The organism is Streptomyces sp. NPDC111606, assembly GCF_055656945.1.
On sequence record NZ_JBVKBY010000001.1, the window covers coordinates 638944 to 654441 of the forward strand.

Below are 15498 nucleotides of genomic sequence, written 5' to 3' on the forward strand. Positions count from 1 at the left end.
ACCGTTCGTACGAGGAACCGGCGGACGTCAGATCAGGGCGGTGGCCTCCCGGGAGGAGAGGCCACCGCCCTCCGTGTACGCCACCTCGTAGGCCGCGTCGCCGAGCACCGCGCGGGTGCGTTCCGCCGCCCCCTCGTACACCTTGCGCTCGTGTGTCGACGCGACGTACCGGGCCGGCAGCAGCCCGTCGGCGGCGCCGAGGCAGCGGGCGGCGTCGCGGGCGCGGCAGCCGCCGTCGACGCGGGCCAGGGCGAAGGCGGCGGTGCTGAGAAACGCCGAGCGCATGTGCGGGGCGATCGCCTCGGACAGCGGCTCCTCAGCGCGTTCCATGGCGCGCTTGATCGTGCCCAGGGACCGCGCGTACCGGCCGTCGGCCGCGTCCAGCCAGGCCTCCGCACCGAGAATGAAGGCATCGAAGACGACGAAATGGGCGATCTTGAACTGCTCCCGCAGCAGCCGGAGTTGCTCACGCGCCTCGGAGATCCGGCCCGTCATGCCGAGCCGGCCGGCCAGGATCAGCCGGGCGAACGGCATCGACTGGTCGTTCCCGCCGCTCGCCTCGTCGATGACCGCACGCAGCAGCCGCTCGCCCCGCTCACCCTCGCCCGCCTCGATCATGACGCTGCCGAGCCGGGCCCTGAGTACGCCCTTCTGGGCGTGGGCGCCGAGCCGTTCGGCACGTTCGATCGCCGCCTCGTAGTTGGCGGCGGCCCTGTCCCACTCGCCCTTGCGTTCGCATGCCTCGGCGCGCGCGGCGAGGGCCTCGGCAGTGCCCCACAGGTCGCCCAGGCGCTCGTAGATCTCCAGCGACTCCTCGGCATCGCGGATGGCGTCGCCCTCGCCCGCCCAGTCGCTGCGGTTGGCGTACAGGTTGGCGCGCCACTGCAGGCTCGCGGCGAGCTCCCAGTCGTACCCGGGTGTCTCGCGGGAGGTGCGCACGGTGGCGTCGAGGACGGTCCGCAGCCGTTCCATGTCCCCGGTGAGCATGACGGCGAAGAACCAGAGGTAGCCGGGCAGCCGGCAGGTCTGCGGCATGCCCGGCTCGTAGGTGGCGGCGATGGCCCGCAGCTTGGCCTGCGCCGCGGGGGTCTGCCAGGCCTCCAACTCGGTGTCCATGCACGCGAGATGGACGAGGTGGACGCCGCGCCGGGCCTCTTCGAGGGCCTCCCCGGTCCACGGGGGCGGGGTGTCCGTGCAGCGTTCCCACACCGGTTGCGCCGGGCGGACCGGCTCGGTGAAGGGGTCCGGGCCGAGGGCCTGGACCTCGCGGGACCAGTTGCGGGCCTCGATCCGCAGTTCGCGCATCTGCCAGTACCAGGCCAGCGACAGGATCAGGCACAGCGCCTCCTGCTCGTCGCGGTCGGCGACGGCATGGCGCAGGGCGATGCGCAGGTTCTCGTACTCGCGCTCCAGCCGGTCGATGGCGGCGAGCTGGCCGGGGCCGCGCAGCAACGCGTCGGTGGTGCGGGCGAGTTCGCGGTAGTACGTCAGATGCGCGCGCTCGGCCTCGGTGCGCCGGCCGGTCTCGTCGAGGCGCTCGCCGGCGTACTCGGCGACGGTCTCCAGGAGGCGGTAGCGCATCGCGCCGTCCGCCGACGGGGCGGCCACCACCAGGGACTTGTCGACGAGCGAGCCGAGCGAGTCCAGGGCGGCGGGCCCGCACACGGCCTCGGCGGCGGTGAGGTCGCAGCCGCCCGCGAAGACGGACAGCCGCCGCAGCACGTCGCGTTCGTCCTCGTCGAGCAGTTCCCAGGACCAGTCGACGACCGCACGCAGGGTCTGCTGGCGGGGGCGGACGGTGCGGCTGCCGGAGGTGAGCAGGCGGAAGCGGTCGTCCAGACGGTCCGCGATCTGGCGTGGGGTGAGCATGCGGAGCCGGGCGGCGGCGAGTTCGATCGCGAGCGGGAGGCCGTCGAGGCGCAGGCAGATCTCGGCGCAGGCCGCGGCGGTCTCGTCGTCGGCGTCGACGCGGAAGCCGGGCCGGGCGGCCGCACCCCGGTCGGCAAGGAGCCGCAGCGCGACCGGCTCGGGCAACGGCTCGACGGGCCGCAGCAACTCCCCCGGTACGCCGAGGGGTTCGCGGCTGGTGGCCAGCACCGTCAGTTCCGGGCAGCGCTCCAGCAGCTCCGCGACGAGGCGGGCGGCGGCCTCGACGACGTGCTCGCAGTTGTCGAGGATCAGCAGCATCCGGCGTTTGCCGCAGTGCTCGGCGAGCCGCTCGACGGGGTCGTCGTGCCGGTCGGAACCGGCCCGCATGGCCTCGGCGCCGGCGCCGTACAGCACGGTCTCGCGGGCACCGACGGCGGTGAGTACGGCCTCCGGCACGGCCTCGGGGGCGTCGACCGGCGCGAGCTCGGCCAGCCACACCCCGTCCGGGGCACCGTCCCGCACGCTCTCGGCAGCCTCTTGCGACAGCCGCGTCTTCCCGGCCCCACCGGGGCCCAGCAGCGTGACGAGCCGGGCGGTGCCGAGGTCCCCGCGGATGGCCTCGATGTCGGCTTCCCGGCCGACGAAGGAGGTGAGCCGGGCGCGGAGGTTGCCCGGGGGTGGGGTGAACCGGGGTGCGCCAGGCGGATCGGCGGAGACGTCCGTGCGGGCGGTGGGGTTGCCGGGGACGGGCGCGGCGGGAACGCGGAGGGCGCCCGGGGGGCCGGGAACGTGTGCCTCGCCGGGCTCGGCCGGGGGGCGTGCGCGGGGGCCGGTTCCGTTGGCGTCGGCGGCCGCGGGCTTCCTGTCGTGGTCCGGTCCGTGGGCCCTTGCGTCCGCGTCGCCGAGCGGGCGGACGCCATGCCCACCCTGCGCGGAGGGGGATCCGCCGTCTCCCGCCCGCGGACCGTGCCCCCGCCCGCCGCCCTCCGGGCGGAGCAGCTCCGTGTGCAGGGAGCGCAGTTCGGGGCCCGGGTCCGAGCCGAGGCGGTCTGCCAGGAGGCGGCGTACGTCCTCGTAGGCGACCAGTGCCTCCGCCGTGCGGCCCGCGTCGCGCAGGGCACGCAGGCGCAGGGCCTGGAGGGGCTCGTCCAGGGGGTGGCTGTCGCACAGGGCGGTCAGTTCCGGCAGGGACTGGTCGGCGTGGCCGAGGGCGAGGGCGGCGGTGTGGCGGGCGCGCAGCGCGTCGAGGCGCCGGGTCGCCCGGCGGGCCGCCTCGGCGGTGCGGTCGGGGAGGTCGGCGAGGGCGGGCCCGCGCCACAGCGCGAGGGCGTCGTCGAGGACGACGGCGGCCTTGGCGGGGTCGCCGTCGGCCAGCGCGCGCGTGCCCTCGCCGACGAGTCGCTCGAAGCGGTGCAGGTCGATGTCGTCGGGCGCGGCGGCGAGCCGGTAGCCGCCGTCCGCCGAGACGACCGCGTCCGCCCCGAGGGCACGCCGCAACCGACCGACGAGCGCCTGCAACGCACCCGCGGCGTCAGCGGGCGGCGCCCCCTCCCACACCTCGTCGACCAGCATGCCCGCCGGCACGGTCCGGCCACCCCGCAGCGCGAGCACGGTGAGCAGGGCACGCAAACGGGCCCCGCCGACAGGAACGGGGCTGCCGTCGGGGCGGAGTACCTGGGTGGTGCCGAGGATGCGATAGCGCACGGGGTCCATTGTCTCTGGTGGGCGTGGGGCCGGTCACGGCATTGGGCGGCGGGGCGAGGCGGCTGCGGGGCGGGGTGCGGGGGCCGTCGGGTGCGGTCCGCCCGCCCACGTACACCACCCGCCGGAACCCATGCCCCCACCATCTCCGGAACCAACGGCCCACCGCGAGACGTTTTCCGCGTGCGCCCGGTACGGTCGGGCAGTCCCGACGTCCCGCCGTCCCAGGAGCCCGTCCTGATGACCACCGCTCTCACCCGCCGCAGCGACCGGCGGATCAGCCCCGTCTTCGTGGGGATCCTGGCCGTCACGGCGGTGACGGGCTGGGCCACCTGGGCCGGGTTCGCCGAGCAGCCCGGCCTGGCCGTGTTCCTGTTCGTGACGGCCGCCTGGATCGTGTCCCTGTGTCTGCACGAGTACGCACACGCGCGTACCGCCCTGCACAGCGGGGACATCTCGGTCGGCGCGAAGGGCTACCTCACGCTCAACCCGCTGAAGTACACGCACGCGCTGCTCAGCATCGTGCTCCCCGTCATCTTCGTGATCATGGGCGGCATCGGCCTCCCGGGCGGTGCCGTCTTCATCGAGCGCGGGCGGATCCGGGGGCGCTGGCGGCACAGTCTGATCTCGGCGGCCGGGCCGCTGACGAACGTGCTGTTCGCCGTCGTGTGCACCGCCCCGTTCTGGCTGGACGCCCTGGACGGCGTCCCCCTCGACTTCCGGTTCGCGCTCGCCTTCCTCGCGCTGCTCCAGGTCACGGCGGCGATCCTGAACTTCCTGCCGATCCCGGGCCTGGACGGCTACGGCGTGATCGAGCCGTGGCTGTCGCAGAAGGTCAAGCGCCAGGTGGAGCCGTTCGCCCCGTTCGGGCTGCTGTTCGTGTTCGCGCTGCTCATGCTCCCGGCGGTGAACCGCGAATTCTTCCAGGCCATCTACGCAGTGCTGGACAGCCTGGGCGTGCACGGCCTGGAGCGCTACTGCGGCGAGAACCTCTACCGCTTCTGGGAGAGCACGAGCGAATACTGCTCGATCAGCCCGTGACCGAGTCCCGCCGCTCGTCCCTGGCCCGCTTCACGTAGTACCAGCACATGTTGCTGGACAGCCCCGCCAGCAGCACCCACACGATCCCCAGCAAGCTGCCCTGCGCGAACGAGACCACGGCCGCGGCCACGGCGAGCACACAGACGATCAGGGCATAGACACCAAGGCGGGGCATTTCACTCGGCTCCTTCGGGGGACACTGCTACGCCGACCAGTGTCCCCCATCCCGTCACACGTCCGTGACGCGGAGCCCCGCGTGCGCCTTGTAGCGCCGGTTCACCGAGATCAGGTTCGCGACCAGCGACTCCACCTGGTGGGCGTTGCGCAGCCGCCCCGCGAAGATGCCGCGCATACCGGGGATGCGGCCCGCCAGCGCCTGGACGATCTCGACGTCCGCCCGGACCTCGCCGAGGACCATCACGTCGGTGTCGATCTCGTCGATCTCGGGGTCCTCCAGCAGGACGGCCGACAGATGGTGGAAGGCCGCGGTCACCCGGGAGTCCGGCAGCAGGGCGGCGGCCTGCTCGGCGGCGCTGCCCTCCTCCGGCTTCAGCGCGTAGGCGCCCTTCTTGTCGAAGCCGAGCGGGTTGACGCAGTCGACGACCAGCTTGCCGGCCAGCTCCTCGCGCAGGGTTTCGAGGGTCTTGCCGTGGCCCTCCCACGGCACGGCGACGATCACGATGTCGCTGCGCCGCGCGCACTCGGCGTTGTCGGCGCCCTCGACGCCGTGCCCGAGCTCCCCGGCGGCGGACTCGGCGCGCTCGGCCGCCCGCGAGCCGATGATCACCTTCTGGCCGGCCCGGGCGAGCCGGTAGGCAAGGCCCTTGCCCTGCGGCCCGGTCCCGCCGAGCACGCCGACGACGAGCCCGGAGACGTCCGGGAGGTCCCAGGGGTCCTTGGCCGGGGCCTTCGCGGGCGTCCCGGCGGGCTGCTGTGCACTGTCGCTAGAGGTCATGCGCCGACTTTACGTCCGCGCCCCCCAGCCCCATGGCTCAGGTGAGCTCCGTCACGGGCACCCGCCGGAAGGTGAGGGTCTCGTACGCGCTGAAGTCGCCGGTCTCGTAGAGGAGTCCGACCGCCTCGTCGTCGATCCGTACGAGGTCCGAGTACGCGGCGGGCAGTCCGTCCACCGTGTGCGCCGACCGCCAGGTGATGCCGCCGTCGGTGGAGGCGCGGATCGTCATCAGGGCGCGGAAGCCAGGGTCGGCGGGGCCGGAGTAGAGCAGCACGTCGGGGTCGCGCAGGTGCAGGACGCTGCCCTCGCAGACGGGGGCGGCGAGGCCGGCCTGCGGACGGAAGGGTTTCACCAGGGTCGCGCCGCCGTCCTCGGAGTAGGCGTCGGCCCGGGTGCCGGGGGACGTGGAGTCGTTGCGGGTGTTGAAGTAGACGCGCCCGTCGGGGAGTTCGGCGGCGGTGGTCTCGTTGACGTTGACGTAGCCGTCGGTGTTGCCGTCGACGTACCCGATGCGCCAGGTGGCGCCGCGGTCGTCGCTGAGCAGGCAGTGGCCGCCGTTGTACTTGCCCTCCGTGCCGTTGTCCCGTCCGGCCGGTGGCAGGGAGTGGTTGGCGGGGACGACGACCCGGCCGCCGGCCAGCTGGACGGCGTGGCCGGGGGTGGTGGCGTACCAGCGCCACTCCGGCCGTTTCGTGCCCTTGGTGATCTCCGTCGGCGCGGACCAGGTCGCGCCCTCGTCGTCGCTGTGCTGGACCCAGACCCGCCGCCCGTCCGCGGCGCTCACCACACCGCGGCGGATGGCGCTCTCGGTGGCGAGGGCGGCGTTGCGCACGTGGACGAGCAGGATGCGCCCGGTGTCGAGGACGACGGGGGCCGGGTTGCCGGCGAGGTCGTCACCGTGCTTGGCGGCGACCTGGAGCGGGCCCCAGGTGCGGCCGCCGTCGGTGGAGCGCTTCAGCACGATGTCGATGTTCCCGAAGTCGTCGTGCGAGCCGACCCGGCCCTCGCAGAAGGCGAGGAGGGTGCCGGTGGAGGTGGCGACGACGGCCGGGATGCGGAAGCTCGCGTAGCCCTCGCGGCCGGCGCGGAAGGGGACGCTGGTCTCTGCCATGGGGGGCTCCTCGGATGGCCGGTCGCCGTGGCTCGGTCAGCGGTGGCTGCGCGGCCGGTGTACGGACGGATGTGCGGGATAACGAGTCCATCTGCCCAAGTCGGGCGAATTCGTGGTGAACTCCGGGTCACGAGTGGTCGGTTGCGGCAGTATGCGGTCGCATGGATGCCGTACGTGTCGCGTTGTTGCGCGAAGTACTTGCCGGAACCGAGTGGTTGGGAGCCACCCGGCGGTTCGCGGGTGCGCTGCGGACGGCGGCGGTGGCGCACGGGGGCGGGCTGCTGCTGGTCGGCACGCCGCAGTACGAGCCGTGGCATCTGGCGGCCCATCTGGTCGACGAGGCCGCGTGGTCGGGCACCCCGGAGCTGGCCCCGACACTCGTACGGCATCGTGCGCGCGCCTCGGATCCGGCGCATCTGGCGGTCGGCCTCGGGCGGTTGGCGGCGGCGCGGGGCGGGGAGACGCTGCTGGTGGTGTCGCCGCAAGGGCCGGGAGCGCCGCTTCTGGAGCGGGTGCACGACGCCCGGCTGGCCGGCGCGACGGTGCTGGCGCTCGGCACCGGCGAGAGCGAACTGACGTCGATGGCCCACGAGACGCTGACCGTGCCGGAGGGCGCGGAGCTGGACCTGGACACCGTGCAGCACCTGGTGAGCGCGGCGGCCGGCGAGAACGCGCTGCCCGCTCCACGGGGCCGCCGGCGTTTCCGGGACCGCCTGTCCCGCCTGGCGGACTCCCTGACGGCGCCGCCGCCCTCGGGCTGGTGACCCACCGGCCGGTGACCTGCGCCTCGCCCGCAAAACCGTTTGCCTCGCAGCACCTCACCGCCTGAGCATGGCCCTTCGTGACCGACGACTCCCCCACTCCCCCCGCGCCGCCTTCGCGCCTCCGGGCCGTACTGCCCGACCTCGCCCCCTGGCGGGCCTCCGTCGACTTCCGGCGGCTGTGGCTGGCGGGGCTGGTCACCTACTTCGGCAGCTTCCTGACCTTCGTCGCGCTGCCCGTGCAGATCAAGGAGCTCACGGGGTCGGCCGCGGCGGTCGGGGCGATCGGCGCCGTGGAGCTGGTGCCGCTGATCGTGTTCGGGCTGTACGGGGGTGCGCTCGCCGACGCGCTCGACAAGCGGAAGCTGATCGTGTGGACGGAGGCCGGGCAGGCGGTGCTCAGCGCGGTGCTGCTGGTCAACGCACTGCTGCCGAGCCCCGCCATCTGGCCGCTGTACGTCGTCGCCGCGCTGTCCTCCGCCCTCGTGTCGGTCCAGCGCCCGGCCATGGACGCCCTGCTGCCCCGGATCGTGGCCCACGACCACCTCCCGGCCGCCGCCTCGCTCAACGCGCTGCGCTGGCAGGTCGGCGGTGTCGCGGGCCCGGCCCTGGCCGGTGTGGTCGTGGCGTACGCGGGGCTCGGCTGGGCGTACGGCGTGGATCTGCTGACCTTCGTCGTCTCCGTGCTGCTCGTGCTCGGGCTCGCCCCCTCCCCCGCCTCCCACGAGGCCGCGAAGCCGTCCCTCAAGGCCATCGCCGAGGGCGCCCGCTACGCCTGGAGCCGCAAGGAGCTCCTCGGCACGTACGTGATCGACATCGGGGCGATGCTGTTCGCGATGCCGCTCGCCGTACTGCCGTTCCTCGCCGACGAGTTGAACGCGCCCTGGGCGCTGGGCCTGATGTACGCGGCCGTGCCGGCCGGGGCGATGCTGGTGAGCCTGACCAGCGGCTGGACCTCGCGGGTGCACCGGCACGGGCGGGCCGTCGTCGTGGCGGCGGCGCTGTGGGGCACGGCGATCGCGGCGGCCGGTGTCTCCGGGAACGTATGGCTGGTCCTGCTGTTCCTGACCCTCGGCGGCGCCGCCGACATGGTCAGCGGCATCTTCCGCGGGGTGATGTGGAACCAGACGATCCCGGACGAGCTGCGCGGCCGCCTCGCCGGGATCGAGCTGCTGTCGTACTCGGTGGGCCCGCAGCTGGGCCAGACCTACGTCGGCGGCATGGCGGCCTGGCGGGGCGTGCGGACGTCGATCTGGTCGGGCGGGCTGCTGTGCGTGGGCGCCGTGGGGCTGCTGGCGCTGTGTCTGCCGAAGCTGATGACGTACGACGCGCGGACGAACGAGCACGCGGTACGGCTGCGGGAGCAGCGGGCGGCGGCAGCGGCCGCACAGGCGCCGACGGCACAACCCGCGTCGGCGCCCACGGAGGGCTGATCAGTCGTCGTCCGCCGGGCGGCTCGGGGCGTCGTGCCACCGCGGGTCGCCCTCCCACTCCAGGTTGCGCTCACGGGCGAGGTCCATCGCCTGCTGGGCCTCCTGCGGGGTGGCGTACGGTCCGAAGCGGTCCTTGGCCGGGCACTCCGGCCCCTCCTCGACCTTCTTGTGGACGAGGCAGTAGTACCACTCGCCCGGCTTGCCGACCGTCCGCTTCTTGAACAAGGCCATGTCCGGCTCCTCTCGCCACCGACATGTTCCCCCATGCCCGCTGGTTAGACTCGCTGGCATGTCTGGCCAGTCGCTGCTCGTCCCAGGGGAGCTCTCCCCCACCCGTTCCGTGCCCGGAAACATCCGCCGCCCCGAGTATGTCGGCAAGTCCGCGCCGACGCCGTACACGGGTCCGGAGGTGCAGACTCCACAGACCGTCGAGGCGATGCGTGTCGCCGGCCGTATCGCCGCGCGGGCGATGGCCGAGGCGGCGAAGCTGATCGCGCCCGGTGTCACGACGGACGAGCTGGACAAGGTGGCGCACGAGTACATGTGCGACCACGGCGCCTACCCCTCCACGCTCGGCTACCGCAACTTCCCGAAGTCCCTGTGCACCAGCGTCAACGAGGTGATCTGCCACGGCATCCCGGACTCGACGGTGCTGCGCGACGGCGACATCGTCAACCTGGACGTGACCGCGTACATCGGCGGGGTGCACGGCGACAACAACGCCACGTACCTGGTCGGCGACGTCGACGAGGAGAGCCGCCTGCTGGTGGAGCGCACCCGTGAGTCGCTGAGCCGCGCGATCAAGGCGGTCAAGCCGGGCCGCCAGATCAACATCATCGGGCGGGTCATCGAGTCGTACGCCAAGCGCTTCGGCTACGGCGTGGTCCGCGACTTCACCGGCCACGGCATCAACTCGTCGTTCCACTCGGGGCTGATCATCCCGCACTACGACAGCCCGCACGCGACGACGGTGATCCAGCCCGGCATGACCTTCACCATCGAGCCGATGCTGACGCTCGGGACGCACGAGTACGACATGTGGGACGACGGCTGGACGGTCGTCACGAAGGACCGCAAGCGCACCGCGCAGTTCGAGCACACACTGGTGGTGACGGAGACGGGGACAGAGATCCTCACACTGCCGTAACCGAGCAGGTCACCGAGCCCGTCCTTCGCCCTGCGGAGGGCGGGTTTTCTCGGTATCCTTTTACCGACACAGCGTCGGCAAACCTATTGACTTAGGTAAGCCTAACTTCAGAAAATACTCCCATGGACTCCTTCTCGACAGTCATCCGCACCGCCTCCCACGAGCAGCACGTGGAGGCGGAGACCTCGACGTTCATGAGCGATCTGCTCGGCGGCCGGCTGGGCGTGGACGCGTACGCGCGCTACACCGAGCAGCTGTGGTTCGTGTACGAGGCGCTGGAGACCGGCACCGAGCGGCTGGCGTCGGATCCGGTGACCGGCCCCTTCATCCAGCCGGAGCTGTTCCGGCTGACGTCGCTGGAGCGAGACCTGGCGCATCTGCGGGGTCCGCAGTGGCGGACGGGCATGTCGGCACTGCCCGCGACGCGGGCATACGCGGACCGGGTGCGGGAGTGCGCCGACGCGTGGCCGGCCGGCTACATCGCCCACCACTACACGCGCTACCTCGGCGACCTCTCCGGCGGCCAGATCATCCGCGACAAGGCGGAGAAGACCTGGGGCTTCGCCCGCAAGGGCGACGGGGTCCGCTTCTACGTCTTCGAGGAGATCACCAACCCGGCGGCGTTCAAGCGGGGTTACCGCGAGCTCCTGGACCAGGTCCGCGCCGACGACCTGGAGAAGCAGCGGATCGTGGCGGAGTGCAAGAAGGCGTTCGCCCTGAACACGGCGGTGTTCCGGGCGCTGGGCGAGGAGTTCCCGCTGAGTGCCTGAGTGCCTGAGTGTCAGAGGGGCTGAGGTCCGAGGGGCTGAGCGTCCAGGCTCAGCGCTCCAGGAGGACCCGCCCTCCGATCTCCACCCAGCCCTCGGGCTGCGGTGCCGTGAGGATCTGGGACCCGGCGCCCTGGGTGATGTTGAGGGCGCGGCCCAGGCGGTCGGTGAGCAGCAGGGCGGCCGCGCCGGTCGCCTCGTCCTCGTCGATGCCGTCGCCGCGGCCCGGGAAGCCGCGGGCCCGGACCCGTCCGGCCGCCTCGTCCTCCCACGCCCAGGCGTAAATCCACTCACCGGGTGGCGGCACTTCGAGGTCGTCCACCTCGGCCGCCGTCCCGTACTGCCGCAGGGTGCGCGGCGGGGCCCACTCCGCGCGGGCCTCGATCCAGCTGAACTCGCCGTCCAGCCGTGCCCCGACGACGCCGGCCGGGGTGATCAGTTCGGGCACGTCGAGGAGCCAGGCCGTGCCGACGCAGGGGTGACCGGCGAAGGGCAGGCGCAGGGTCGGGGTGTAGATGTCGATGACTCCGCGCTCGGGGTCGTCGACGAAGACGGTCTCGCTGAAGCCGAGCTTGCCGGCGAACGCCTGCCGGTCGGCCCGGTCGGGCATGACGGAGCCCTCGCGGACGACGCCGAGTTCGTTGCCGTATCCGCCGTGGGGGCCGCAGAAGACGCGCAGGACGTCGAAGTCAGTCACGGGGAAATTGAAACATCACCCGGGCGGCGAGCTCGTCCCAGGCGGCGGCTCCGCCGGGGAGCGACAGGAAGCGGGTGGGGGGCACGCCGTAGGGCAGCGAGGCGATCGTTTCGCCGTACGCCCTTTCCATGGTGGCCCGCCGGTGTTCCGCGCCCGGGTCGTCGGCGTGGGCGGCCGGCCCCTGCATACGGTGCTCGTGGGCCTCGGTCACCTCGACGGCAGCCCGGCGCCACTCCTCCTCGTCGGGCACCCGGCCCAGCTCCACGCACTCCGGCGTCCGGTCCTCCGCCAACGCCGCCACCGCCCGGTCGTGACCGTCGAGGATCACCCAGCCGTCCAGGAAGGTCACCCACCACAGCAGGACCGGCGCGAGTGAGCCGTCGCGGGCGTGCTTGCGGTACGCCTTCACCCGCGCGGCATCCGGTGCCGAGAGCCGGCGCAGCGGCACGACTCCGTGCCAGCCGCCCCCGCAGTACAGCTCCAGTCGGCCGCCGGGCCAGTCCCGTACGAAGTCCTCGGTCCAGATGCCCGGCGGGAAACCGGTCCGGCGGGCCAGCTCCCAACGTCCGTCCCGCAACGGGGTCCCGTCCGCCTCCTCCAGCCAACGCGCGTACTGGTGCGGCCAGTTGACCGACGACCGCATGGCTGACGAGCGCAGCGGCGGAAGCGGTGAGCGGTAGCCGTCGAGGCGGTGCAGATGGAGCTCCGGGCAGCAGCCCTCGCCCACCGACCGGCCCAGCAGCACAGGGCGGTCCCCCTGCCACAGCAGCAGCCGTCCGCGGTCCGCGGTCTCGAAACGCAACGCCGGCGGGCCGGGACGGTCTCGTACGTTCAGTACCAGCCGCCCCGGCCCCAGCAGTTCTCTGTGCCCCCTGTTCATGGGGACAGTCTTACGCCTCGGTACGCCGCCTGCGCATCGCGACCACCACGGCCGCGCCCGCTGCCGCGGTCACCGCGGCGGCCGTACCCAGCGCCGCCACCGGCACGTCCGAGCCGGTGTTGGCGAGGCCGCCCGTCACACCGCCCGTCGTCGAGCCCGTGCCGCCGGTGGTCGAACCCGCCGTGCCGGAGGAGCCGCCGGTGGAACCGCCCGTGGAGCCGCCCGTGGAGCCCCCCGTCGAGCCGTCGCCGCCGGGCAGGTCCGCGTCCGCCGTCAGGGCCACCGCCAGGTCGACCGGGTCGAGTTCGGTGCCGACGGTGTAGAAGCCGCCGAAGGCCTTCGCGCCGGCCTCGGTGAGGGTGGCCTTGACGTCGTCGACCGTGATGACGTCGTCCTGCGCGGTCAGGTCGGACTCGTTCGCCTTCAGGTCGGCCAGGACCACGTCGTCGGTCTTCTCGCCGAGGCTGGTGACATCGGCGGTGAGTTCGCCGGTGCCCTCGTCGAGGGTCGCGCGGAGGTTGTTCAGGGTGAGGTCGAGGCCGTAGCCGTCGTTCTCGCCCTCGCCCTTGTGGCCCTTGAAGTTGACGGCTCCCTCGAAGTTCGCGGAGAGGGTGCCGGCGTCGGTGTCGTACTCCCCCGTCGCGTCGACGAAGGTGAAGGCACCGTTACCGGTGGCCTGCGAGGCACCGTCCGACGTCGTGATCTCACCCTTCGCCACATTGCCCACGACGTACGAACGGAAGGACTGCTTGACGCCCCAGTCGAGCGTGCCGTCGGCTATGTCGCCCCGGGCCGGGGCCTCGGAGGCGGACTCGGAGGGGTCGGCGCTCGTGGACGGCGAGGCGGACCCGGTCGCCGTGGCGGTCGGGCTCGGGGACTGCGTGGCCGTCGCGGTCGGCGTCGGGGTCGGGCTCGGGGACTGCGTGGCCGTGGGCGTCGGCGTGGGCGTCGGCGACTGGGGCGGCGTCTTCTGTACGACGGTGAGCGGGTCCCCCGCCGCGCCCTCGTAGCTCGCGCTGCCGAAGACGTCCGCGGCCTCCTTCGTCAGCTTGGTCGCCATGTCGGTCATCGCCCGGGTCACGGTGACATCGGCGAGCGGCACGTCCTGCGCGGTCGTACCGGACTTGGTGACGTCGGCGGTGATCTCGGCGGCCGCGCTGTCGAACCGCACGTGGGACAGGGCGATGTCGAAGCCGTGCAGCTTGGAGACGATCTGCAGGTCGCCCTTGAAGCCGAGGTCGACGGTGTGGGCCGTGGAGTCGTAGGTGCCGGTGCCGTCCGTGAAGGTGAACGCGCCGTTCCCGGCGGCCTGCGAGGCGCCGTCCTTCGCGGTGAAGCTGCCGGCCGCCATGCCGGTCACATAGGTGCGGTACGACTGCTTGATGCCCCACGTCAACTCGTAGCCGCTGAGCGGGACTTCGGCCGCCGAGGCGGTGCCGGCGCCGAGGGTGGCGAGTGCGGTGGCGCCCAGCGCGGCCGCGGTGGCGACAGCGGCGGCGAGGGTGATGGGACGGCGTCTGCGGGAAGTGGCGGACATGCTCGGGGTTCTCCTTGCGGTGGGTGGGAGTCCGCCGCGGCGGCCGGGGGCGGCGCGGGCACGGCGGTCAGGGCATGGGGGAAAGTCCTCTTGGGACGTTCAGTCCTCGGCGGACGGGGGGCCGGCCTCGCCGGCCGGCCGGGTACGGCGCCTGCGTACGGTGACGAACGCGAAGGCCGCGCCCGCGAGCAGCAGGAACCCGGCCGCGAGGCCGATGGGCGCAATGGGCACGCCGTCGTCGGAGGTGCTCGCGACGGGTTCGGCCGACGGGTCGGGCGACACCGACGACTTGTCCGGCGTCGCGCTCGCGGTGGGGGTGCTGCCCAGGTCGGGCAGGGCGGGCAGTTCGGCGTCGTCGGTGGTGGCCACGGCCAGCGACACCGGGTCCATCTCGGTGCCCGCCCTGTACATCCCGCCGAAGGCTTCGGCGCCCTCGGTGGTGAGCCTCGCGGGGGCCTCGGTGACCTTCGCAAGGCCGTCCTTCGCCTTCAGGCCCTTGGCCGTGAAGGTGACCAGGGGGACCTTGTCGCCGGTGAATCCGGCGCCGGCCACATCGGCGAGGAGTGTGCCCTTGCCGTCCTCGACGGTGACGCGGACGCCGCTCAGTTCCAGGTCGAGGCCCTGCGCCCCGGTGAAGCGGACCGCGCCCTTGAACGACGCCCGAAGGCCACCGTCCTTCAACGTCCCCTCCCCGTCGGGGAAGCGGAACAGCGCACCGCCGTCCTCGGCGCCGGACGACAAGGTCCACTCGCCCTTGGCGATGTCCCCGGTGACGTACTCCCGGAATGTGCGGCGCACACCCCAGTCGACGGCGCCGTCCACCAACTTGCCGCTCGAAGTCTCCTTCTTTTCCGGGGACTTGGTGGCGCTCGGGGTGGGCGTCGGCTTGCTGGTCGCCGCCGCCCGCACGTCCGCCGACAGGCTCACCGGGTCGAGCGCGGTCCCCGCGGTGTAGTACCCGGCGAAGGACTTGGCGCCCTGCGCGGTGAGCGTGGCGGGCAGGTTCTTGAGGGCGACCGTGTTGCCGCCGCCCCGCATGTCGATCCCGCCGAGGGAGAGGGAGGCGAAGGGCACCTGCGAGGACGTCGTGACCGCCCCGGTGCCCTTCGCCTTGCTGGTGACGTCCAGGAAGAGAGTGCCGCTCGAGCCGGTGATTCGGACGGTGGGCCGGCTGAGGGTGAGGTCGAGCTGGTAGGCGCCGCCGTCGGTCTTGTGGCCGACGAAGTGGACGCCGCCGGAGAAGGAAGCGGTGAAGGCGCCGGTGTCACCGTCGTAGGTCCCCGTGGCCGAGTGGAAGCGGAAGCCGCCGCTGCCCACGGTGGCCGCGCCGCCGGTCAGGGAGTAACTCCCCTTCGCGATGGGCCCGGTGACATAGCTCTGGAAGGACGCTTTGACGCCCCAGTCGAGCCGCCCGCCCTGCACGGTGCGGCTCGCGGCGGACGCGGCGGTCACCGGGAGCAGGGCTCCGAGGACGACCGCGCAGAGCACGGCGACCAGGACACGTAGGCGGACAGGCATGAGAGGTCCTCCGGAGACGACGGACACGACGACCGGTAGCGAATGAAGGTAAGGCTAACCTAAGCTTTGCCCAGCTGAAAC

General features: G+C 72.8%; 14 protein-coding genes. 5 read left to right on the top strand and 9 right to left on the bottom strand.

Annotation, left to right across the window (positions count from 1 at the left end):
- Positions 1-27: 27 nt before the first annotated feature.
- Positions 28-3582 (bottom strand): AfsR/SARP family transcriptional regulator, encoded by a 3555-nt coding sequence (locus ACZ7M7_RS02935; protein WP_472112160.1) that lies wholly within the window; start codon positions 3580-3582, stop codon positions 28-30.
- Positions 3583-3810: 228 nt separating this feature from the next.
- On the opposite strand from ACZ7M7_RS02935, the gene ACZ7M7_RS02940 reads away from it, so the two are divergent.
- Entirely contained in the window at positions 3811-4611 is an 801-nt protein-coding gene (locus tag ACZ7M7_RS02940) for a site-2 protease family protein (RefSeq protein ID WP_383624075.1), read from the top strand.
- Here the strand turns inward: ACZ7M7_RS02940 and ACZ7M7_RS02945 are convergent.
- The 3 genes from ACZ7M7_RS02945 to ACZ7M7_RS02955 are packed head-to-tail and all read right to left on the bottom strand — an operon-like array spanning position 4601 to position 6677.
- Positions 4601-4786 (bottom strand): hypothetical protein, encoded by a 186-nt coding sequence (locus ACZ7M7_RS02945; protein WP_369270638.1) that lies wholly within the window; start codon positions 4784-4786, stop codon positions 4601-4603. The two genes, ACZ7M7_RS02940 and ACZ7M7_RS02945, sit on opposite strands and share 11 nt — an antisense overlap.
- Positions 4787-4840: 54 nt before the next feature.
- Entirely contained in the window at positions 4841-5566 is a 726-nt protein-coding gene (gene npdG, locus ACZ7M7_RS02950; protein WP_472112164.1) for an NADPH-dependent F420 reductase, read from the bottom strand.
- 37 nt (positions 5567-5603) lie between these two features.
- Positions 5604-6677 (bottom strand): sialidase family protein, encoded by a 1074-nt coding sequence (locus tag ACZ7M7_RS02955; protein WP_451170071.1) that lies wholly within the window; start codon positions 6675-6677, stop codon positions 5604-5606.
- A 161-nt stretch (positions 6678-6838) separates the two neighbouring features.
- Here ACZ7M7_RS02955 and ACZ7M7_RS02960 point away from each other — a divergent pair, with 161 nt between their 5' ends.
- Together ACZ7M7_RS02960 and ACZ7M7_RS02965 are read left to right on the top strand one after the other, a co-directional pair.
- Complete coding sequence (locus ACZ7M7_RS02960; RefSeq protein ID WP_472112167.1) at positions 6839-7441, top strand: hypothetical protein; 603 nt, start codon at positions 6839-6841, stop codon at positions 7439-7441.
- 77 nt (positions 7442-7518) lie between these two features.
- Positions 7519-8871 carry an MFS transporter gene (locus tag ACZ7M7_RS02965; RefSeq protein ID WP_472112169.1) on the top strand — a complete coding sequence of 451 codons (1353 nt, stop codon included), beginning with the start codon at positions 7519-7521 and terminating at the stop codon, positions 8869-8871.
- Here ACZ7M7_RS02965 and ACZ7M7_RS02970 read toward each other — a convergent pair whose 3' ends face one another.
- Positions 8872-9102, bottom strand: a complete 231-nt coding sequence (locus ACZ7M7_RS02970) for a hypothetical protein (protein WP_383596141.1) — start codon at positions 9100-9102, stop codon at positions 8872-8874.
- Between the two features lie 58 nt (positions 9103-9160).
- Between ACZ7M7_RS02970 and map the strand changes: the two genes are divergently transcribed.
- A complete protein-coding gene (gene map, locus ACZ7M7_RS02975; protein ID WP_472112172.1) occupies positions 9161-10018 on the top strand; it encodes a type I methionyl aminopeptidase in 858 nt (285 codons plus the stop codon).
- Positions 10019-10140: 122 nt separating this feature from the next.
- Positions 10141-10788, top strand: coding sequence for a biliverdin-producing heme oxygenase (locus tag ACZ7M7_RS02980; RefSeq protein ID WP_472112175.1), 648 nt, complete (start codon positions 10141-10143; stop codon positions 10786-10788).
- A gap of 49 nt (positions 10789-10837) precedes the next feature.
- Here ACZ7M7_RS02980 and ACZ7M7_RS02985 read toward each other — a convergent pair whose 3' ends face one another.
- The 4 genes from ACZ7M7_RS02985 to ACZ7M7_RS03000 all read right to left on the bottom strand — a co-directional run bounded on the left by ACZ7M7_RS02985 (position 10838) and on the right by ACZ7M7_RS03000 (position 15417).
- A complete protein-coding gene (locus tag ACZ7M7_RS02985; RefSeq protein ID WP_472112178.1) occupies positions 10838-11482 on the bottom strand; it encodes a PhzF family phenazine biosynthesis protein in 645 nt (214 codons plus the stop codon).
- Entirely contained in the window at positions 11475-12362 is an 888-nt protein-coding gene (locus ACZ7M7_RS02990; protein WP_472112181.1) for a hypothetical protein, read from the bottom strand. The genes ACZ7M7_RS02985 and ACZ7M7_RS02990 overlap by 8 nt, the downstream gene beginning before the upstream one ends.
- Before the next feature lie 10 nt (positions 12363-12372).
- Complete coding sequence (locus tag ACZ7M7_RS02995; protein ID WP_472112184.1) at positions 12373-13899, bottom strand: HtaA domain-containing protein; 1527 nt, start codon at positions 13897-13899, stop codon at positions 12373-12375.
- 99 nt (positions 13900-13998) lie between these two features.
- On the bottom strand, positions 13999-15417 hold the full coding sequence (locus ACZ7M7_RS03000; protein ID WP_472112187.1) for an HtaA domain-containing protein: 1419 nt from the start codon (positions 15415-15417) through the stop codon (positions 13999-14001).
- Positions 15418-15498 lie beyond the last annotated feature (81 nt).